The following is a 19,145-nucleotide window of genomic DNA, read 5'->3' on the forward strand; positions in this document are numbered from 1 at the left end:
GGGGGGGGGGGGGGGGGGGGGGGGGGGGGGGGGGGGGCCCCCGGGGGGGGGGGGGGGGGGCCCCCCCCCCCCCCCGCGCCGGGCGGGGGGGGGGCCGGCCCCCCCCACCCCGGATTGTCTGACGATGTCGCGGAGGATCGCTGACTTTCGGTTCTGTCCGCCGCGCGTCCTGCTCGGCGGGTCACAGGCCGTTGGTGGCCGCCAGGGCGAGGACGGCGGGCAGGTCGTGGGCGGGGCGGCGGGCGGCGATGTAGCCGTCGGGGCGGATGAGGACGAGTTCGTCGCCGGTGACCTGGTACGCGTGGTGGGCGAGGTCGTCGGTGTCGATGACGGTGTCGGGGCCGGTGGCGGTCGGGTCGGTGGTCACCCGGTAGGTGCGCGGGCCGTGCGGGGTCTGCTGGACGGTGGTGTTCCCGAAGGAGAGCAGGGTCCACTGGGGGCCGCGCAGCAGGTCGAACAGGCGGGTGGGGTGGCCGGTGGCGGCGTTGCGGCAGGGTGCGTCGGGGGCGCGGACTCCCGCGCCGGGGCCGTGGGTGAGCGGGCTGTCGGCGTAGACGATACCCAGGCCGGTGGTGCGGTCGTCGGTAAGTCCCTGCTGGACGGAGGGGCCGTGGTTCTCGGCTGTCGCGCGCATCAGGTTGCGCAGGCGGGTGGTGCTGTCGTCCAGGACGTTGCGGGCGACGGTGCGGCGCTCGTGCTCGTAGGTGTCGAGCAGGGCGGGGTCGGCGCCGCCGAGGAGGGCGGCGAGCTTCCAGCCGAGGTTGTAGGCGTCCTGGATGCCGGTGTTCATGCCCTGGCCGCCGGCCGGGGAGTGGATGTGGGCGGCGTCGCCGGCCAGCAGGATCCGCCTGTTGCGGTAGTGGTCGGCCAGGAGCACGTTGATCCGGTAGAGGGAGAGCCAGGCGACGTCCTTGATGACCACGCCGGGGATGCCGGCGCGCTCGGCGAAGATGCAGCGGAACAGCTCCAGCGACGGTTCCTCGGGCTGGGCCAGGTCAGTGGGGATGGATGCCTGGAACTGCCACAGATCGGTGCCGGGCAGGGGGAACAGGGACAGCAGGCCGTCCTCCTTGCTGGTCCACAGGTGCTGGCAGTGGCGGGAGAGGCCGGTGACGCGGACGTCGCCCAGGTGCCAGCGCTGGTCGGTCAGGGAGGTGCCGTGCAGTTCGATGTCGGCTAGGGCGCGGACGGTGCTGCGTCCGCCGTCGGCGCCGACGGCGTAGCGGGCGTGGACGGTGTGGCCGCCCGCGTCGGGCCCGGCGGCGGTGGTCTCGATGGTGGCGGTGACGCCGTCGTCGTCCTGCTGGAGGTCGGTGACTTCGCTGCCCCAGTGGATGGTTCCGCCGAGTTCGGTCAGGCGGGCGCGCAGGATCTGCTCGAACCGCGGCTGGGAGAGCCAGACCGGCGGGTAGGGGGCGTCCGTGGTGTGCGCCCCTATGGCGACCTCCACCGCTTCGGAGATGACCTGGTCGTGGTCGTAGCGGCGGGTGGGGACGTTCACCCGGCCCTCGGTCAGGATGCGCCCGGCCACGCCGAGGTCGTCGGCGACCTCCATGGTGCGGGGCTGGATGGTCTTGGCGCGGGAGGCGGTGCTGGGTGTGGTGGAGCGTTCCAGGAGGAGGAAGCTGACACCGCGTCGGGCCAGCTCGCAGGCCAGGGTCAGGCCGGTGGGGCCGGCGCCGATGATCAGGACGTCGGTCGTGGTCACGTTCGCGGTGGTGGGAGTGGGCTCGTTCATGGCGTTGATTACCTACCTTAGGTATCATGTTTGACGGCGGCTCGATCTCCTGCGAGGTCGGCTTCCGGAAGAGACAATATACCTACGTTAGGTATCTATCAAGGGAGTGCGAACATGGATCCGCTCAGCGATGCGACCACCGGGCTGCTGCCGCACTTGTTCCAGCTGCGGACCCTGCTCAACCGCGGGCAGCTCTACGAGCAGGCCGTCCAGGACGCAGGAGTGGCACTGGACCGGCCCGCCATGACGATCCTGGTCATCCTGGACGCCGCCGAACGCCCGCTGCGGGTCGGCGAGATCGCCACCCGCATGCAGGTCGTCGGGCCCCACGTCACCCGCCACCTCAACAGCCTGGAGAAGCGGGCGATCATCAAGCGCGTTCCCGACCCCGAGGACCAAAGGGCCCGCCTGATCGCCCTGACGCCCTCCGGGCAGCGGATCGTCGACCGCTACACCACCGTCGTCGACAGCTGGTTCACCGCGGCGCTCGCCCAGTGGCCCGACCACGACCGCACCGAGCTCATCCGCCTGCTCACCCGCCTGACCGGCGACCTGACCACCCAGTTCGACGCCGTCGCCGCCGGCAGCACCCCGACCGAGGGCGAAGACTGACCAAGGGCACTGCGCCCGGCCCCACAGCTCGCTCGCCCGTCATCGCACCAGAGCGGAAACCCGCAGATCAGGCTGATGGCGCTGACCGAATGCGGCACCCACGGCCTGGTCGACGGAACCTTCGACGGGGTGGCGCGGGCCAGTGAACACGCACTCGCCCGCCAGCTCGTCGCCAGCCTTCAGCCGGACATGCTCCTGCTGGCCGACCGCGGCTTCAACGGCTACGAACTGTGGGGCCACGCCCGCTCGACGGGTGCCCACCTGACCTGGCGGATCAAGGGCAACCAGGTGTTCGTGCCCCTGCGGGTCCTACCCGACGGCTCGTTCATCTCGGTCATGCCGACCCCGAAGGAGACCGTCCGACACGGCCAGGCACGGGCTGCCGGCCGCACCCTGGCCCAGCTGCCCGAGGGACACACCGCGAGGATCATCCAGTACACCGTGACGGTCCACCGGACGGCTGGCCCGCCCCGCAGGGAGACGTTCCGGCTGGTCACTAGCCTGCTGGACCACACACGGGCTCCGGCCCGACACCTGGCGGCGATCTATCACCAGAGGTGGGAGATCGAGAACGGGTACGCCGAGCTCAAGAACCGCCTACGCGGAGCCGGATTCGTCCTGCGCTCGAAGTCTCCCGAGCTGGCGTGCCAGGAGGTCTACGCACTTCTGACCGTCTACCAGGCACTGTGCGTGCTGGAGTTGCACGCCGCACAGTGCGGCGGCATCGACCCCGATCGGATCTCCTTCACCGTGACGGTGCAGCTCGCCCGGCTGAAGGTCGTCGGCCAAGCGGCCGCAGACGCCATCACGCTGATGGCAGCGCGCAGTGAGGTCGTCCGCGAGCTCCTGGACGGCCTCCTCCCGACCAGACGCAACCGTCAGTGCGAGCGCGTGAAGAAGCCGCCCAAGAACACCTTCGAAACCAAGAAGCGAGACCGCCCACGCGCTCCCGGTCACGTCCAGTACACCCTCAAGGTGACCTGGCACCCGCCCCTACCTGCAGAAACGCCCTAACTCACCGGCATTGCAGCTCAGAAGGCACTTTCGCGTTCCCGCTCACGATCCGGACGTAACCCCAGATGAAACACGCAGGCTAACAGGTCCGATGCCCCCGACAGATCTGTCGGGGGCATCGGTTTGCCGGCGGTCACCGCAGGGTCCTGGCCGCCATGACGGCCAGGGTGACGAGCGCGGTGATGACGCTGCCAGCGCACCTACAACCAGCGCGGCGAGGTCCTCGACGTCGGCGAGACCTTCTCGGACGTGGACCACACGGCCGGCTCGAAGCGGTGGAGCGGCTGCGCCCGCTGGTGCCGGAGGGTGTGACGCCGGCGCAGTCCGCGCTGCGCCGGATCGCCGTCCAGGAGACGTTGAGCGTCGTCATCCCGGGCGTGCGCAACGCCAGTCAGGCGCACGCGAACGCCGCCACGGGCGCGCCGACGCCGCTGGACCAGAACACACGCAGGGCCGTGCAGGAAATCTACGACGAACTGATCCGTCCGCAGGTCCACCACTGCTGGTGATCTGCATCAGGCATGCGACGGCCCCGAGGCCGAGGCAGGCGCCGGGCCGCCGCATGGGAGCGGTCAGGCGGCCGGCGCCGGGGCGGGTGCCGCCGAGGTCGCCCGGCTCGGGGCGGGAGCCGCGTCGGGCCGGGCGGTCGCCGCGGGTGCCGCGGGTGCCGCGGGTGCCGCGGCGTTCGCCGCAGGTGCCGCCGCGTTCACCGGGGTCGAGGAGGCGGCCGGCCGCATCATCAACTCGGCGCTCTGCCGCGCCTGTTCCATCTGTGGGGTGACGGCCGCCGCAGCGGGCTGCTCCAGGGCCGGGTTGCCCCGGGCCCGTGCGGGCGCGGCGGATTCCGGCCGGGCACCCAGTACGTAGCTGGCGGCCTCGTCGAGGCTGACCGTGCGCTGCAGGTGGGTGGCCAACCTGCCGGCCTCCCGCCCGAGGGAGGCGACGTCGTTCCAGCTGAGCGTGAGGACGACGCGGAGTTCGGCATTCCCGTCCGGCAGAGCGCGGAGGGGCGATATGGGCAGATCGTTCACGGGACCATCCTGGGTTCGGTGCGGACGACGGACGACCGGTGCGGCCTCGCGTTCATAGGGAAGAGGGGCATTTCGGCGAGCCATCGCGCCACTTTGCACACCTTTTACCTTTGGGTGGCCCGAACGCGGTCGTGCCCGGAGACTCACGGGAGCCCTCTGCCGGGAGAACCCGCACACGCGGCCGGGCGCCGAACTCGGCCCACTCCGCGCAACGCTGATGATTCGGCCAGGGACGGCGCCGTGGCCCTCGGCCCGGCCCGCCGCGGGCGGTACCGGAGCAGGCACAAGACGCAGTACGGGGCCACTGCCCCGGTGCACCGACGCCGCCCCCGGCGGTTGCGGGGCCGGGCCCGCTGGCGCTCCCCGACATTGATCAACTCGGTGTCCTACAGGCGGGCCACCTGGTCCTCGGGCCAGGCACGGCGCTCGACGATCTGCTCGTCACCGGTGCCGGGAAACAGCTCCCGGCGCTCAGCATCGACCTGGCCGGAGTAGGCGACGAGGGCGGCGCGAGCAGCGCCCAGGGCGCGCTGAAGGTCGATCAGGTCGTCGCGAACGTCGAGAGCGTCGGGCATGGCAGTGATCCTTCAGGCCGGAGGTCGGTATCGCATGGTCGGCGCGCCGGATCCACTCACAGCACCACGGCCGTCGGCAGAGACCCGGCGGGCGCGTCCTGGATCGGCGTAGCCACCTGCCCGTGGGCGTCGGGGAGCAGCAGGTCGAGGGTGCTGCACACCGGCACCTTCACGGTCGGCAGGGTGCAGGCCACCGGGATCGACGTCACCGGCAGCGCTCCGGTGGGTGTGAGCGTCTGCAAGGGCGACACCGGCGGCCCGGCCGTCCGCGAGAGCGGCGGCCACGCCGAGCTCGTCGCGGTCAGCAGCACGTCCTGGCAGAACGGCTGCCTCGGCTCCACCGAGACCGCCCACAACGGTGCGCGCAGCACCCGTGTGGACGATCTTGCGGGTTGGGTCCAGGAGGTCCGCTACCGCACCGTCGAGGTGAAGCCGGGTACCCATCTGTTCGCCATCGGCGCGGAGGGTTCCAGTCTGGCCGTGGTCTGGTCAGGCCGGCTGTGCCTCGGGGTCGCGGGTGCACAGGTGCGCGGTGGGGCAGGACAGGCAGCCACGGACGTCGACCAGGTCGGCGACGGCGTCGAACAGCTCCTGGGCACGCTCGACGGAGCCGACGCCTCGAACGTCGCGTACTCCTCGGCGGTGCAAGGATGAAACGCCCAGTCAGACGTGTGAGGCCACGCAACAGCCAGACGCGCCCTACCCACAAGCCCGGTCCTTCAGGGCCGGGTCACGTTGACGCCAGGGCTCTCCCGATGTCGGTCCGCCGCCGCCCGTGCTCGTGGAAGGGCGGTCCGGTCCACGACCTGGACCTGACGAGCCGGATGGTGCCGGACGGGCCGGGTCCCGCTACGAAGGCAGCCCGGCCGCTTCGGGACCGGTCGGCCTGGTGAGGAATTGCTGCCGCACCCTGTCGGTGACGACCCGCCGCAGTGTCGGCTGCACCACCTCGGAGATCGGTGTCGCATCCCACCTCATGTACGGCCACCACCGCTCGTGCGCGGCCAGCAGCATCCGCTCCCCGCCCGCGACGTCGCCCTCGACGGCGTACCAGCCGGCGAGCCACAGGCAGAGGTAGTACTGCTCCGGGAGCTCACCGAGCGACTCGACCAGCCCGCGGCCGCGGGCGAAGTCGTTGGTCTGGGCGATGGCCTCCCAGGCGACCCGCTTCTCGCGTGGCTCCAGCGCCGCGAACTCGCGGTCCAGCAGCCACTCGCCGATCACCCCCTCCCGAGGCACGAGCGGCCCGCCCCAGTCGTAGTGGCACGGCAGCAGCCACTCCACCGGCCAGAGGTCGAGCTGCTCGGCCAGCCAGAGCAGCCGGTCCCGCAGAATCCGGCCCTCCGGAATGTGGCCGGCGGCGGAGCGCAGCCGGGGTTGTGCGGGCGCGCCCGCATACAGCTGGGCGACCAGGAACGCCTCGTCGAACGGCATGTCCTGGTCACACAGGGTCCCGCCGCCGGGCCCCTGACGTTCGATCAGCAGCTCGGCGAGCTCGCCCGCCTCCGCGAACCGGTCCTCCCAGCAGAGGATCTGGATGGCCGCCGCTCCGGCTTCCCATGCCGAGTCGGGTCGTGCGGCGGGATCGGTGGCCAGCGCGAGCAGTTCGGGGAGCACCTCTCGGTGTCCGCCGTGCCGCGCTCGGGAAGTCAGGCGTTCTGCAGATGTCACCCCACCACCCAACCACGGCGGGAATTCACTCGGGAGGCCTTAGCCGACCGGTGCTTCGGCAGTTCGCCGCCGGGGTCAGGCACGCGGCCGGTGATCAGGCGCTCCCGTGAGCCTCCCCACCGCCGCCCTCGCCCTCGGCAGCCAACCGCTCGATCTTCGGGGAGACCGCCGTCACCGCCCTGGTCACCGTCCTTCCACGCCGCCCGGCCTGCCTTACCGCCCCACCTTGGCTATGAGCGTCTTTCCCGGTGGCCTGCCCCACCGCAGTTGGGCGGCGGCTCGCTCTCCGGCGGTAGTGGCCGCGGTGGTGGGGGTCAGGGCGGTCGGGCCACGGGGAACCGGCTGGTGGTTGGGCACCTGAGCAGTTCCCCCTCCGGGGATTGGGCAGGCGGGTGGACACCCTTCACGTGGCGAGAGCCGCGCATCGCCTTGACCAGACCACTGTGGTGGTCGCCGATGACCAGCCGGACCCCGGTCAGGCCGCGCTCGCGCAGGGAGCCCAGGAACTCGGCCCAGAACACCTCGGTCTCGCTGTCACCGAGCACTTCCCGGCCGCCGTCCTCGGCAATGCCGGTGAGTTCCGGCAGGCCTACGCCGTCGGCGTCGGCCTGCTCACCCGCGAGGAGTGCGTCCGGCACGTCAAGCAGACCTGCACCGCCTGAGCCGCCTGAGCCGCCTGAGCCGCCCGAAGCCTGGCACTTCGGGTCGTACCGGCCCCGCACCGTGATCACCCATGGTGCGGGGCGGTCGTCCGTCGGCCGGACCGGAGTCCGGTCAGAAGTCCAGCACCTCGCGGTCGAGCGGATACTTCGCATGGTGGGTGCCCTCGTACGGTGAGGGCGTGATCGGCAGGACGCCGGTCGGCTGCAGGCCCAAGTTGTCGTCCCAGATCCGGGGTTCGACCTGTCCGAGGACGCGGAACTCCCGGAAGGTGAACGGCGGGCTGTCGGTCGGGAAGAACTCGGCCGTGGTCATCACCTGGAAGTGCAGGTGCGGCGTGGTGGAGTTGCCGCTGTTGCCGATCAGCCCGAGGACCTGGCCGGGTTCGACGCAGTCGCCCTCCCGGACGTTGAGCGAGCCGGGTTGCAGGTGGCCGTAGAGCAGGTAGCGGCCCGGCGCGACTTCCAGGGTGACGTGGTTGCCGACGGTGTCCTCGATCGGCGGGACGGGCGGTGTGACAGGCGGCGGGTTGTCCGGGAGTCCGTCCTGGACCTCCACCACTCTGCCGCCGGCCGCGGCCACGACCGGCTGACGGTAGCTCAGGTAGCTGGTGAGCTGTGCGGGGTCGCCTTCCCAGGCCTGCCCTTGCGCACCGACCCGGTACCAGTCGATCGCGAAACGCTGCGGCACGCTGAAGCGGCCGTTGATCGGGGCGAGGCCGCGCCGGTGGTGGGTGTTGCCGCAGCACGACTCGCTGGCGTACCAGGTGCCGGGGAGGACCGGCGGGCTCAGGTCCAACGGCGCAGTGCGGGCGGTCGCGGTGGTCTGCACCGTCTCCTCGAACGCGGAGGGGCCGGAGGCGGTCAGGATGGCACCCGAGAGCCGGTGTTCGAGGACCTCGGGCGCCGGCTGACCGCGGTCGAGGGCCAGGTCGAGCCAGATGATCCACTGCTGGGAGCCCTGGATGACGGTCGGAGTCGGCGCCGGGGGCGGCGGGGTGTACCCGTCCGCACCCGGCAGGGGGTCGCCCACCGGATTGGCGGCCTCGCCCAGTGCCTGCCCGCTCAGCGAGCCGATGACCTGGTGGGTGTGGGCGTCCCGGACGTCGACACGGTCGAGCCGTACTGGCGTACTGCTGGACAGTGCGCTCGTGGTGAGCAGTTCGTACGAGAGGTGCGTCCTGCCGTCCGTGGCGTCGAACGGCGTCGGTTCGGTCAGCACTGCCGCCGTCAACGGCGTGAACTGTGTGCCGGGCGCCAGATTGGCCGCGCCGGTCCCGTATCCGGGTCCCGCCGAGGCCACCAGCATGACGGCTGCGAGCACGGCAGTGGCGAGCCCGCGATGTAGAGGGTTGCGGCCAGTGCGGTTGCGAGGGTCGCGCTCTGCCATTGTGCTCTTTCATTCGTCGGGTCCGGGGCCGTGAAGGACGCCGGCACGCCCCGTGCCGAGGCGCAGGCCCATGTAACCCGGCGGCGCGCCGCTTCGGGCGGAGGCGCCGGAGTCAGGTGCCGAACTACACCCGCCCAGCCGCATCGCCCGCCGGCTCGCCTCGGGCCCGCGCGTGTCGGCGCTCTCTCAACCGTGGATCCGGCGTACACCAGCCGGCGGTGCTCCCAGTGCCACCACAGAGACCGGAGGAACCGGCCGAGCAGATCCGAGTTCGCGTGCGGCTCCTGCGGAGTCAGCATGCACACGGACCACAACGCATCCCGCAACATCGCCCACAAGGGCGCGGCTGCGTGGACTGCGGGGCGTGAGTCACGCGTCCCAGAGCCGGCCTGACGGCAGAGACGTCCTGCGTGAATGCGTAATGGTTCATGGATTGTGCCAGGCTTATGGTGCTTTCGCCCGTTGCTCGCTTCGCGAGGTTCGAGATCACCGCGAGGCGGATCATGCTCTCGGAGTGCTCGGGCTTGGTCTCGTAGTCGCGGGCGAGTCGCGGTGCAGCATGATCCAGCCGAAGCTGCGCTCGACGACCCGCCGTCGCGGGACGACCGAGAAGCCCTTGACCTGGGTGTTTCGCGGGACGACGTCGACGTCGACGCCCAGCTTTGCCCCGTGTTCGATCGCCTGGGTCCTGTAGCCGGTGTCGACCCAGGCCTTGGTGACCGTGGGATGGGTGGCGGCGAGCTGCGTGAGGAGCTGTTTGCCTGCCTCGTTGTCCGAGACGCTGGCCGCGGTGACCATGACGAGCAGGAGCAGGCCGAGGGTGTCAACGACGATGCTGCGCTTACGGCCGACGATCTTCTTGCCGGCGTCGATGCCCTGAGTGGCGGTCGGCACGCTGGGCGCGGTTTTGACACTCTGGGCGTCGATCACGCAGGCGGTCGGGTCGGGCGGGCGGCCCGCCTTCTCGCGCACCGAGCGGTGCAGCCGGATACCGAGCCTCTCGATCGTTCCGTCCGCGGTCCAGGCGCTGAAGTGGGAGAACACCGTGGTGTGGGGCGGGAAGTCGTGCGGCAAGTAGCGCCAGGCGATCCCGGTCCGGTTCACGTAGAGGGATCGCGTTCATGACCTCGCGAAGGTCGGCGTCTTTGCCGCCGAGGCCCAGCGAGGTCTTCTGCCGGTCGGTCCTCCAAGCGGTCAGAACGGCTTCAATCAAGGAGCCTTTTCAGAGTGGCCACCGATCGGGTGACGGCCGGGCAGTTGTGGACCGGGGAAGAACGGACAGGGCTCCCAGGCAGTGGAGTGAGGTATCTGACGTCTCAACTCTTCTGCCGGGGAGCCCTGGTGGTCACCTATCCTGCCGCACTGGACCTGCCGCACGCGCTCGTTGAGTGGGTCACCGTGCTCATCGTCACCCGGGAGGGTGACCGCCGGTGCAAGCTCCGCCCCTCGCAGCGGGCTCTGGTCGCACTGGTGTACCTGCGCAAGCACGACACCCTCGCCCAGATCGCCGCCGGCTTCCGGATAAGCGTCGGCACCGCCCACGCATACGTCCACCAGGTCACCGACCTCCTCGCCCGCCGCGTCCCCGGCCTGGCCCGGGCCCTGCGCGAGGCCGATCCGGAGAACGTCCTGGTCGACGGCACCCTCGCCGCGTGCGACCGCGTCGGCGACGGCCGCGCCGACTACAGCGGCAAGCACCGCCGCCACGGAGTGAACCTGCAGGTCGTAACCGGTCCCGAGGGCGACCTCCTGTGGGTCTCCCGGCCGCTGCCCGGCCGCACCCACGACCTGACCGCGGCCCGGCGGCACCAGATCGTCGCGACCTGCGGCCGGCTGCAGATCCCGGCGCTCGCGGACCTGGCCCACACCGGAGCCGGCCCAGACGTCGCCGTCCCGGTCCGGCGGCGGCCCAAGCGCGAGCTGACCGTGGAAGAAGAAGTCGCTGAACCCGGCCCACGCCCGGCTCCGGCGCCCGGTCGAACGTGGCGTCGCCACCGTCAAACGCCGGCGAATCATCCGACACGCCCGCGGTAGCCCCAGCTGGCTCGGTCAGCCAGCAAAGCCATCCTCACCCCGGAGAGGCAACGCTGAAACGGCTCACTCGCCCAGTGACGTGCGGCTGTCGACCACGCAGCCAGGCGCACCTCGGCCGGGCCGCTTGCGCCGAGCGCGCTCTTCCACAATCAGTGGCACGGTCCTAACGTTGGGTCATGAGCACGGTGCGGGTTGACCGTTCGAGTCCCGACGTGGTCGACGTGGTGCTTCGCGAGGGAGTCGGGCCGCTCGTGTTCGCCGCCAAGCGCTGGCCCGGGGAGGTGTTCGGGTCGCTCGTGGCCGGCGCCGTCTGCGGTATCCCGGTCTCTGTGGTCATGGCGCTGATCTTCAGTCTCGAGCCCGGCCGGCTCTGGGCTCTGGTCGGGATCGCCGCCTTGCTGGGACTCGTCGCCAACACGTTCGTGATCCTTTACGGGCCCTTTCGCGACGTGAACCGCTTGCGGTTCTCCCCCGCCGTCGCCCCGGACACCATGACCGTCGTCCGGGGCTCCCGCACGGACCGGCCGCGGCCGCTCACCGACGTCCGGCAGATCTGGATCGACCACTCCATCACCGAGTCGCACGAGGAGGATCGGAAGCCCGTCAACGCCAAGATCACCCTGTACGTGCTGCTGAAGAACGGCCACCTGATCCGGCCCACGTCCCTGCCCCGGTGGACGACCGACACCACGGCCCTGTGCCAGGAGCTGCAACAGATGCTCGCCCCCTCCGCCGTCCAGGTGGACCTGGTCGTCCGACGCCGGGTGCAGTACCCGTCGATGGGCGGTCACGGCGGCTCCACCGGCGGCGGCTCCTGAGACCCGTCCGGTCGGCTTCCCCCGTTACCTCGTGGGGACCGAAGCCGGTGTATCGCTACCCGTCACCCGGTCCAGCGAGACCTCGGAAGGACCGACGCGGCCCTCGTCATGGTCCGATGCGCTCTCCGGTCGGAGCAGCGGATCGGGCCGAGGGCCGCGTCGGTGTCCGGCGGACGCCCGGGTGGGTGACCGTGTACGGGGCTCCTTGGTCACCGCCGGGGTCCCATGGACAGGATCAGAGCATGTTCGTGTAGATGTTCCAGCCCCTGCCGAACTCCACCCGGGCGGCGAAGGTCGCGGTGCCGGCGTTGCCCGTCGAGGTGTACAGGTACATGTAGCCGTTCTTGGCGCGGGCGAGCACATCGCCCTTGCTGTCCCCGTCGATGTCACCCGGCACGACGAGCATGTCGTAGACGTCCCAGCCGGTGGCGATCTGTTCCCGGGCGGCGAACGGCGCGGTGGACGTCCCCGTGCCCTTGAAGAGGAACAGCCGGCCGGAGGTGTCCCGGGCGAGCAGGTCGGGCCGTCCGTCGCCGGAGTAGTCGCCCGCGCCGACCAGCGCGTTGTAGGCGTTCCAGCCACTGCTGACCTTGATGGGCGTGCCGAGCTTGGTGTCCACCGCCCCGTCGCCGGGGTGCAGCCACAGAACTCCGGCCGAGTCGCGGCTGAGCAGGTCGCCCTTGCCGTCGCCGGTGAGATCGCCGGGGCCGACCATCATGGTGTAGTTCCACGTCGAGCTGACCTTCTTGCCGCGGATGTACAGGTCGCTGCCGGTGTTCTCCACATAGCTGGCGTGGTGGTGGCTGTTGAGCGCGGTGGCGTACGTGTTGCGGGACCCCGGCTTCTCCTTGCCGACCCCGGTCGGCGGCGTCAGGTAGGCGCCGTTGGCCAGGGCGTAGTACTTGGCCAGGGTGCCGTCGGTCTGGGTCATGAGATTCTGGGCCTTGCCGTAGAGCTGCGTGGTGCCCGCACCGACGATGAACTTGTTGCGTTCGTAGCCGTTGCCGAAGTACGCCGGTGCGGCGAAGCGTCCGTCGCCGATCGACTTGAACCAGTACTCCACGCCGTCGCGGTCGCGGGCGAGCAGGTCGCTCAGGCCGTCGCCGTCGCCGTCGTCCGTGCCGCTGATCACGTTGTACGCGTTCCAGCCGGTGCCGACCTTGACGCGGGCCTTGAGCGGGGCGGTGGCGCTGCCGGCCCCCTTGTGGAACCACAGCTCGCCGGTCAGGGTGCGGGTGAGAACATCGCCGAGGCCGTCGCCGTCGACGTCGCTGGCGCCGACGATCTGGTCGTAGATCCCCCAGCCGGTGCCGACCTTGACCCGCGCGTTGAAGGGCTTGGTGACGGTGCCTGTCCCCGTGTAGAGCCACAGGTCACCGGCGAAGTCGCGGGCCAGCAGGTCGGGGTGGCGGTCTCCGGTGACGTCCCCGGTGGCGATGAGGCGGTTGTACTTCTGCCAGCCGCCGCCCGACCACAGGGGCGCCGACGTGGCGTTCAAGCCGGCCTCGTAGAGCGTCAGGACGCCGTCGAAGGAGAGGGAGAGCAGTTCCGGCTTGGTCGTGCCACCCACGTCGCCCACCGGCAGTAGGTCCTTGAACGAGGCGTCGTGGTCGGTCTTGGCGATCGTGTAGTCGCTCCAGGCCTGGATCGACGACAGGTAGACGGCCGTGGCCTGGTCGTACTGCATGACGATCATGTCACTGCGCCCGTCGCCGTCGACGTCGTGCCGCGGCTTGGCGGCGGCAGTCACCTGCTCGGACGGCCCGGACAGGGCGGGCATGACGACGGTCGGGTACCCGCCGACGCCCCGTGGCGCGGCGTCGGGGTCCGACACCGGTGCGGAGTCGGTCACGGACTGCGCGACGACGGAGTCGGGCGCGCGGTGCTGCGGGGCGGCCGTGCTCGGGGCGGTGGCAAGAGCGCCGACAGCCAGGGCAAGGATGCCCCCGGCGGCCAGGGCCCTCAGGCGTCCGCGGTACGGTGCGGTCAAGATCCCCCCTCAGGATCGAACGTGTGGACTCACCCGGGCGCCTCGTGCCCCACGACCGGGACACGCGTCGGCGCGTGAACGGTCCCCACTTCCTTCCCGCAGCGTACGGATCGATCCTGTGGATTCCTTGTGAAGCTGCTTCCCCTCCGCCACTCCGGCGATGCGCCGCGCCGCCGCCACCCGTGCCGGCGGCGCGGCGCGGTCGCACAGGAAGGCCTCGGCAACGTGTCAGCCGCTTCTCACGGTTCGAACCTCCGTGGGCGACTGTGCGGCTACGCTGCGGGAATGCCGTACGAGCTCAACGCCGTCATTGGAAGTTTGGACCTCCTCAGGAGCCGGACCGCCGGGATTCGGGAGGCGGTTGTCGCCCCGCTCCGACAGCGCATGGGGTTGGTGCCTGTCACCAGCCAGCTCCTGGAGGAGCCGGCTGGATTGCCTACCGGCCAGGACGGCGCCGCGCCTGGGATTCAACCGTGCACGGCACTGCCCCCAGCCTTCGAGCAGACTCTGAGCCACTGAGCCGTTTCAGCGTTTCAACGAGCGCGTGCGGCAGGTCCGGTGCGGCAGGATGGGTGACCACCAGGGCTCCCCGGCAGAAGAGTTGAGACGTCAGATACCTCACTCAACTGCCTGGGAGCCCTGTCCGTTCTGCCTCCCTCCACGACCGCCCGGCCGTCACCCGATCGATGGCCGCTCTGAAGAGGCTCAATCACACGCCCGGGGCAAACGAGTTGGAACTGGAGGCCAAGTTCGCAAGAGCCTCATCGAGGCGGTGGTGCCCCTCGCCTGCCATGCGGACGGGAAACGGGACCAGCCAGTGGTCCCCTCGACAAAGTTGAGTACTTGACGGGCGGCCTTGGTCCCGTGGTGATGGGGACCGAAATGGGTCTGCCACGCCTGGGAGGTCGCCCGGGCCAAGGCGGCGGCCTCCTCGTTGCGGCCACGGGCGGCCATGGCCGATGCAAGCAGCTGCTCGGCCTCCAGGGTCCGGTGATAGGCCGGTGAGAGGTACTGACGGCAGAGTGCGAGGCAGTGCTCGGCAGCACCCTGCGCCTGGGCCACCCTGCCCGCATGCAGCTGGGCCGCGGCGGCGACGAGCCGGATCGCGCTGCGGTCCCTGCCCGGGCGGTCCCTGCCGCAGGCTCTCGGCATGTGCTGTCTCGACAGCCGCGAGCGCCTCGCGGTGCCTGCCCTGACCGTTGAGCGCACGCGCCAGATTGACCTGCAGGACCGTGAGGAAGCCATCCTGCCCGCGGAGCTGCGCCTCGGTGATCGCCTCCCGCGCCCTGGCCTCGGCGTCCGTGTGGCGGCCCTGGAGGGCAAGGCTGAGTGCCGAAGTGTTCTTCGCCGCTTCCTGACCGAGACCGCCGACTGTCTTCCAGATCTTCCTGGACCAGCAGGCGATTCCCCGGTCGGAGTCCTGGCGCACCCTCGGCACCTGACCTCGACCATCAAGATCACCGACAAAGTCAAGCTGAGAACATCGTGCTCATACCTCAGGGCGCGAGAGACAGAAGTTGCCTGGCAGCTGGGGACGTTCGCGTGTCGGGCAGTACACCGTCTGCTTGCCGCAGCCGCGCCGCCTGGCCATTGGCCGCCAATCGCTGTGTCGTCAGCGCCCTGCTCGGCGCCGGCGCCCTCGGCATCCTCGCGGCCTTGGCCGGCTGGCACGTCTGACGCCACCCACCGCGCAGATGACCGCACCAGCCACGACGGTACGGAGGCTTGTGGAGAACGTGTCCCTCCCGGACCGCCAAAGGCCAGGTCCAGGTCCGGTTTGGACCGGCGAGAAGCGTGTTCGGGGGAGAGCAGCGCTTGGTGGTGGCCGTGGGCGCTGAGCCTGGTGCGGTGGGCGGCTGTCCGCGCGTCACGTGCCTCCGGTTCACTCCGAGGGGCGGTTTGGCTCAACGCTCTGGGCGACACGGCCGATGGCCATGATGGTGCGAGCCCGAACTGTCGTGCTCGCCAGCTCGAAAGGGGACACATGATGCTGCGAAGCAAGCGCGCGCTGGGGGCCGGTCTGATGGCGGCGGCGTTGACCATCGGGACGGGCTGGGCCGTGCAGGCCAGCGCGGACGACCTGAGCGCCGAATCCCAGCGGGCCGCCGGAACGGGTGCGGTCCGGGCCGTGGACGGCTACCAGCTGGTGACGCTTCCGAACGCCAACGTGGGGAACTTCCAGCGCCGCACGGTCACCTGCCCGTCCGGCAAGCGGGCCCTCGGCGGCGGTGCCGAGGCCCGGGGCAACGAGGCGGTCCTCGTCGGCTCTTTCCCGACCGATGACGGCCGGGGCTGGATCGGCATCGGCCGCCAGGCCGGTTACAGCAGCGTGGGCATCAGCGTGTACGTGATCTGCGCGAACGCCTGACCCTCCGTTCATCCGGTCCGGCCGGCGCCCGGCGCGGGACTCGGCCAGCGCCAGGGGCACCAAGGCCCAGGCCTCGGTGTGGGCGTCGGGCGCGTGGGCGTACGTCTGCTCCCGGGTGGCCATCCCGGTTCCTCCCACTGGGCCCGGGTGCGCCCCATCCTGGTGGCGTGGGCGGTTCCGGGCGGGGCGAACGCCGAAAGAGGAAACGCAACGGCGGCCGCGCGTGACTGTTCGCGTGGCCGCCGTCGTGCCCGGGACCGTTGGACAGACCGGTAGGTCTACCGGCACCGTAAGCAGCCTGCAGCCGGCAGGACAGCTCGCTGTTCGACAGGAACCCTATCCGGCCGCTCATGTGACCGTCAGCTGATCTGATCGTTGTTCTGGGCATGGGGCGGGGAAGGCGCGGCGATCTGTCGGACGCCGAGTAGGAGCGGCTGCGGCCGTTCCTCCCTGTGAGCAATGGGCGATGCGGGAGGTGGCGTGATCACCGTCAGGTGATCGACGGGATCCTGCACCGGGTACGGGCCGGGGTGCAGTGGCGCGACCTGCCGGAACGGATCGGGCCATGCTTCCTCGGCACCGTCACCGCCGCCGCCCTGGTCATCTGGCTTCCCACCTGATCACTTCACCAGGCTGCCGGCCGGGGTTGGTCACCATCGATCTCCTCTGGCCAATCAACGCGAGCGCAATCCGTCCGACTCAGGATCCCGGGGTCGGGTGCGTAGCCGTCCTTCGGCGGTCCGTACCACCAGGCCCGCCGAGTGTGTGGAAGGGGTATTTCCACCAGTCTGCCGTCGTGGATCATCCACAGACCGAAGCAGTCGTCCTCCTCGTCATGGATCAGCACCTGTACCGTCTCCGGACGAGGCCAGGGCAACGACTCCAGGTGCTTCAACAGTCCAGATCTCCAGCTCATGTGCTCGAACTCCGCACCCCAGCCGAAGCCCCAGTCACCGCCCGGGCGCATCTCGGCGAAGCAGCCCACCCAGGTACGAGTAGGGTCGGGCCGCGTCAGCGGCTCCATGACCTCGTTCGCGTCCTGTGCCAGCACGATGACCTCAGCGATTCTGCTCATGCCCCGAAGTATCGCCGCCGGTCATGGACCTGATGCAACTGGATTCAGCTGACGGTCAGCGCGATAATCGGACAGCACCCCGCCTGGTGCCAACTCTTGGCGATGATCGGCCGGACAGTTCCTGAGGCGGTGTGAGCGGGTGGAGGATCCGAAGTCCGTCCACAGGCCCAGCTCCCCCGCCAGCGCCGCGACGACTCGGCCTCCTCGCGCAGGACCTCCCACGCGGCTCCGGCCCAGTCCGCAGGCGCCAGGGTGCCGTCAGGACCGGTCGCCATGACCCGCTTGTGCCGGTAGACGAGAGCGCCCTCCGGGAACTGCACCAGCCGCGCCCCGGCCGCCTGCCGCATCAGCGCCCGGATCTCCTCACCGGCCACTACGGTGGGGCGCAGCCGGCGGGCTGACCGGGCGGGTGACCCGGCGCGCCGCACGCTGCACCCGTCCCCCCTTGTCCGCGGGCTGCTCGTCCTCCTTGGCCGCGACCCTTGTCCTGCCCGGATCGCCCCGGTTGCCGGCCGTGTCCTCCCGTGGGATCACCTGGCGTAGGGGCCGGTCAACTCCGCCTGGCCGGGGCGAGGACAAGTTCGGTCAGCTCCTCCGGCACCAGAGGGTTGTCGGGTCAGAGCAGCGCGTCGAACGGACCGGCTGAACGAGCCGGACTCGCCCTCAGCATTTCCCGGACGGCCATCAGAGGTCTTGGATGTGGGCCCGGTGCACGGTGGTGTGGGCGGCCTCCTCCGGGTGGCATGCAGGGCCGCTTCCTGAGTGGCCGGGTCGCCGAGGAAGTAGCCCTCGTACACCGCGACCCAGCCGTCGCCTCCGTCGAGGCCGCGTTCGACCCAGCCGACCTGGTGGCCTCGCCGAGGACCAGGAGGACGTCCGGCTGGACGCTCCATCCCGGCCAGCGCCCAGTTGTAGCCGAACACCGCCGGGTCGAGCGGGATGTGAATGTCCATGCTGCGGGGCAGGCCGCGCAGGCGCGGGTCGCGCGCCACCGTCACCGTCCGGGCCGAGGTCGGCGCCTGGGTGGTGCCGGCTGTCTGCTGGGCGAGGCGCCGGTCGACCAGGTCGCGCTGCCCCGGGCCGTCGGCCGGGGCCGGGGTTTGTCCCCAGGGGCGCCGCAGGGGCGGCTTCGGCGGTTTCAGCGGCTTGCCGAACGTGATGCTGGCCCCCACGCTGGCCCCCGACTTCGGTGCCCGAGTCACTACGGACCACTACCGTGCCGAGGACTGCGGCCTGGGTGCAGAGGAGTCGGCGGTCATCGACTGGAGTCTCGTGCTGAATGGTCCCTCAGGTGGACGGCATCCGCATCCCCCACGCTAGCGGCCGTCAACTGCCTCTACCTGCACCGGCGGCCTTGGCCAGCGGGTGTCTTGCCGCGGCGCCGGTTGGGTGCCCATGCCGCAGGCGGACACGGCCAGGCGGGTCAAGTCCGAGGCGTTGACATGTGTGCGGGGTGTCCGCACACTCATGGGCGACTTACTGCTGAATTGCAGTTCACCTGGCGAACTCTGGAACGGAAGCCTCCATGGGCAAAGTCGAGCGGTTGATACTGATCGAGGCCGTGTACGCGCGTCGGGGCCACGGACTCGGTGTGGCCTCGAAGAACTGCGGCGCGGACGGCGGTGGCCTCGGTAGTCCGAGGCAGTGACGATGGGCACCGCATCACAGGCGTCGGGCGCACTGCCGGCCGAGACGAGCAGCTTCGTCGGCAGGCGCCGAGAGGTGGCACAGGTCCGTCTGGCGCTGTCCCGCAGTCGGCTGGTCACCTTGACCGGCCCGGGCGGAATCGGCAAGACACGGCTCGCTCTGCACACGGCAGGCCAGGTCCGACGCGCGTTCCCCGCAGGAGTGCGCCTGGCGGCGCTGGCCCCCCTACACACCAGCACCTCCCCGACGCCCACCGTGGTCGCCGCGCTCGGCCTGTCCGGCTTTGCCACCTGCCCGGATGACACCGGCGCCCTCGACCCCGACGCCGTGGCCGCGCTGGCCGACAAGCTTGCCGGTAGGCGGATGCTGCTGGTCTTAGAAGCCGTTGTCTTTCCGATAGTGACGGGTGCGTTTCCGCTGGTCAGGCGTAGTGTCGGTGCCTCGGTGGCAGAGACGGGGTGTCGTGTCGTCTCTTCGGTGGAGGTGCCGGATGCCGTCGGTGATGGGGCTGTTGGAGGAGCGT

At 70.6% G+C, this 19,145-nt stretch carries 17 protein-coding genes and 3 pseudogenes; 10 read left to right on the forward strand and 10 right to left on the reverse strand.

The annotated features are described in order from the left end of the window. Nucleotides 1-181: 181 nt before the first annotated feature. Complete coding sequence (locus ACIBH3_RS32825) at nt 182-1,738, reverse strand: FAD-dependent oxidoreductase (protein WP_396315761.1); 1,557 nt, start codon at nt 1,736-1,738, stop codon at nt 182-184. A 114-nt stretch (nt 1,739-1,852) separates the two neighbouring features. Between ACIBH3_RS32825 and ACIBH3_RS32830 the strand changes: the two genes are divergently transcribed. The 3 genes from ACIBH3_RS32830 (at nt 1,853) to ACIBH3_RS32840 (ending at nt 3,873) form a co-directional block, all read left to right on the forward strand. Next, entirely contained in the window at nt 1,853-2,350 is a 498-nt protein-coding gene (locus tag ACIBH3_RS32830; RefSeq protein WP_396315762.1) for a MarR family winged helix-turn-helix transcriptional regulator, read from the forward strand. 9 nt (nt 2,351-2,359) lie between these two features. Then, nucleotides 2,360-3,364, forward strand: coding sequence for an IS4 family transposase (locus ACIBH3_RS32835; protein WP_396315776.1), 1,005 nt, complete (start codon nt 2,360-2,362; stop codon nt 3,362-3,364). 275 nt (nt 3,365-3,639) lie between these two features. Continuing rightward, entirely contained in the window at nt 3,640-3,873 is a 234-nt protein-coding gene (locus ACIBH3_RS32840; protein WP_396315763.1) for a hypothetical protein, read from the forward strand. Between the two features lie 63 nt (nt 3,874-3,936). On the opposite strand, the gene ACIBH3_RS32845 is transcribed toward ACIBH3_RS32840, so the two are convergent. Beyond that, nucleotides 3,937-4,395: a hypothetical protein gene (locus ACIBH3_RS32845; RefSeq protein ID WP_396315764.1), complete on the reverse strand. Its 459-nt coding sequence runs from the start codon at nt 4,393-4,395 to the stop codon at nt 3,937-3,939. Between the two features lie 386 nt (nt 4,396-4,781). Next, the gene (locus tag ACIBH3_RS32850; protein ID WP_396315765.1) at nt 4,782-4,970 is read right to left on the reverse strand and encodes a hypothetical protein; all 189 of its coding nucleotides are present in this window, start codon (nt 4,968-4,970) and stop codon (nt 4,782-4,784) included. Nucleotides 4,971-5,153: 183 nt separating this feature from the next. Between ACIBH3_RS32850 and ACIBH3_RS32855 the strand changes: the two genes are divergently transcribed. Next, entirely contained in the window at nt 5,154-5,624 is a 471-nt protein-coding gene (locus tag ACIBH3_RS32855) for a hypothetical protein (protein ID WP_396315766.1), read from the forward strand. A gap of 195 nt (nt 5,625-5,819) precedes the next feature. On the opposite strand, the gene ACIBH3_RS32860 is transcribed toward ACIBH3_RS32855, so the two are convergent. From ACIBH3_RS32860 to ACIBH3_RS32870, 3 genes are all read right to left on the reverse strand, one after another. Beyond that, on the reverse strand, nt 5,820-6,587 hold the full coding sequence (locus ACIBH3_RS32860; protein WP_396315767.1) for a hypothetical protein: 768 nt from the start codon (nt 6,585-6,587) through the stop codon (nt 5,820-5,822). A gap of 368 nt (nt 6,588-6,955) precedes the next feature. Then, entirely contained in the window at nt 6,956-7,456 is a 501-nt protein-coding gene (locus ACIBH3_RS32865) for a transposase (protein WP_396315768.1), read from the reverse strand. Continuing rightward, nucleotides 7,416-8,534 (reverse strand): M23 family metallopeptidase, encoded by a 1,119-nt coding sequence (locus ACIBH3_RS32870; protein ID WP_396315769.1) that lies wholly within the window; start codon nt 8,532-8,534, stop codon nt 7,416-7,418. Before ACIBH3_RS32870 ends, ACIBH3_RS32865 begins: the two co-directional genes overlap by 41 nt. 348 nt (nt 8,535-8,882) lie before the next feature. Between ACIBH3_RS32870 and ACIBH3_RS32875 the strand changes: the two genes are divergently transcribed. Next, nucleotides 8,883-9,083 (forward strand): zinc ribbon domain-containing protein, encoded by a 201-nt coding sequence (locus ACIBH3_RS32875; protein WP_396315770.1) that lies wholly within the window; start codon nt 8,883-8,885, stop codon nt 9,081-9,083. A gap of 33 nt (nt 9,084-9,116) precedes the next feature. On the opposite strand, the pseudogene ACIBH3_RS32880 reads toward ACIBH3_RS32875, so the two are convergent. Continuing rightward, a pseudogene (locus ACIBH3_RS32880) lies at nt 9,117-9,903 on the reverse strand (IS5 family transposase). A gap of 128 nt (nt 9,904-10,031) precedes the next feature. Here ACIBH3_RS32880 and ACIBH3_RS32885 point away from each other — a divergent pair. Both ACIBH3_RS32885 and ACIBH3_RS32890 read left to right on the forward strand, forming a co-directional pair. Then, nucleotides 10,032-10,781: pseudogene (locus ACIBH3_RS32885) on the forward strand (transposase family protein). Between the two features lie 119 nt (nt 10,782-10,900). Continuing rightward, on the forward strand, nt 10,901-11,542 hold the full coding sequence (locus tag ACIBH3_RS32890) for a hypothetical protein (protein WP_396315771.1): 642 nt from the start codon (nt 10,901-10,903) through the stop codon (nt 11,540-11,542). 235 nt (nt 11,543-11,777) lie between these two features. Here the strand turns inward: ACIBH3_RS32890 and ACIBH3_RS32895 are convergent, their stop codons facing one another. Further along, entirely contained in the window at nt 11,778-13,532 is a 1,755-nt protein-coding gene (locus tag ACIBH3_RS32895) for an FG-GAP repeat domain-containing protein (RefSeq protein WP_396315772.1), read from the reverse strand. 1,987 nt (nt 13,533-15,519) lie between these two features. Between ACIBH3_RS32895 and ACIBH3_RS32900 the strand changes: the two genes are divergently transcribed. Together ACIBH3_RS32900 and ACIBH3_RS32905 are read left to right on the forward strand one after the other, a co-directional pair. Beyond that, nucleotides 15,520-15,900, forward strand: coding sequence for a hypothetical protein (locus ACIBH3_RS32900; RefSeq protein ID WP_396315773.1), 381 nt, complete (start codon nt 15,520-15,522; stop codon nt 15,898-15,900). A 434-nt stretch (nt 15,901-16,334) separates the two neighbouring features. Next, nucleotides 16,335-16,466 (forward strand): annotated as a pseudogene (locus tag ACIBH3_RS32905) (transposase); the annotation flags it as partial. A gap of 59 nt (nt 16,467-16,525) precedes the next feature. Here the strand turns inward: ACIBH3_RS32905 and ACIBH3_RS32910 are convergent. Continuing rightward, the gene (locus ACIBH3_RS32910) at nt 16,526-16,975 is read right to left on the reverse strand and encodes a hypothetical protein (protein ID WP_396315774.1); all 450 of its coding nucleotides are present in this window, start codon (nt 16,973-16,975) and stop codon (nt 16,526-16,528) included. Between the two features lie 530 nt (nt 16,976-17,505). After that, a complete protein-coding gene (locus ACIBH3_RS32915) occupies nt 17,506-18,147 on the reverse strand; it encodes a hypothetical protein (protein WP_396315775.1) in 642 nt (213 codons plus the stop codon). A 478-nt stretch (nt 18,148-18,625) separates the two neighbouring features. On the opposite strand from ACIBH3_RS32915, the gene ACIBH3_RS32920 reads away from it, so the two are divergent. Beyond that, nucleotides 18,626-19,145: AAA family ATPase (locus ACIBH3_RS32920; protein ID WP_396315777.1), on the forward strand; the 520-nt coding region annotated here is incomplete at its 3' end.

Origin of the sequence: Kitasatospora sp. NPDC050543 (assembly GCF_044457565.1) — a bacterium.
Lineage (GTDB): Bacteria > Actinomycetota > Actinomycetes > Streptomycetales > Streptomycetaceae > Kitasatospora.

Excerpts from the sequence above, each read along its gene's own strand:
- ACIBH3_RS32900 (WP_396315773.1), top strand. The coding sequence starts at position 15,520 with ATGCTGCGAAGCAAGCGCGCGCTGGGGGCCGGTCTGATGGCGGCGGCG.
- ACIBH3_RS32865 (WP_396315768.1), bottom strand. The coding sequence starts at position 7,456 with ATGCGAAGTATCCGCTCGACCGCGAGGTGCTGGACTTCTGACCGGACT.
- ACIBH3_RS32850 (WP_396315765.1), bottom strand. The coding sequence starts at position 4,970 with ATGCCCGACGCTCTCGACGTTCGCGACGACCTGATCGACCTTCAGCGC.
- ACIBH3_RS32910 (WP_396315774.1), bottom strand. The coding sequence starts at position 16,975 with ATGAGCAGAATCGCTGAGGTCATCGTGCTGGCACAGGACGCGAACGAG.
- ACIBH3_RS32890 (WP_396315771.1), top strand. The coding sequence starts at position 10,901 with ATGAGCACGGTGCGGGTTGACCGTTCGAGTCCCGACGTGGTCGACGTG.
- ACIBH3_RS32830 (WP_396315762.1), top strand. The coding sequence starts at position 1,853 with ATGGATCCGCTCAGCGATGCGACCACCGGGCTGCTGCCGCACTTGTTC.
- ACIBH3_RS32825 (WP_396315761.1), bottom strand. The coding sequence starts at position 1,738 with ATGAACGAGCCCACTCCCACCACCGCGAACGTGACCACGACCGACGTC.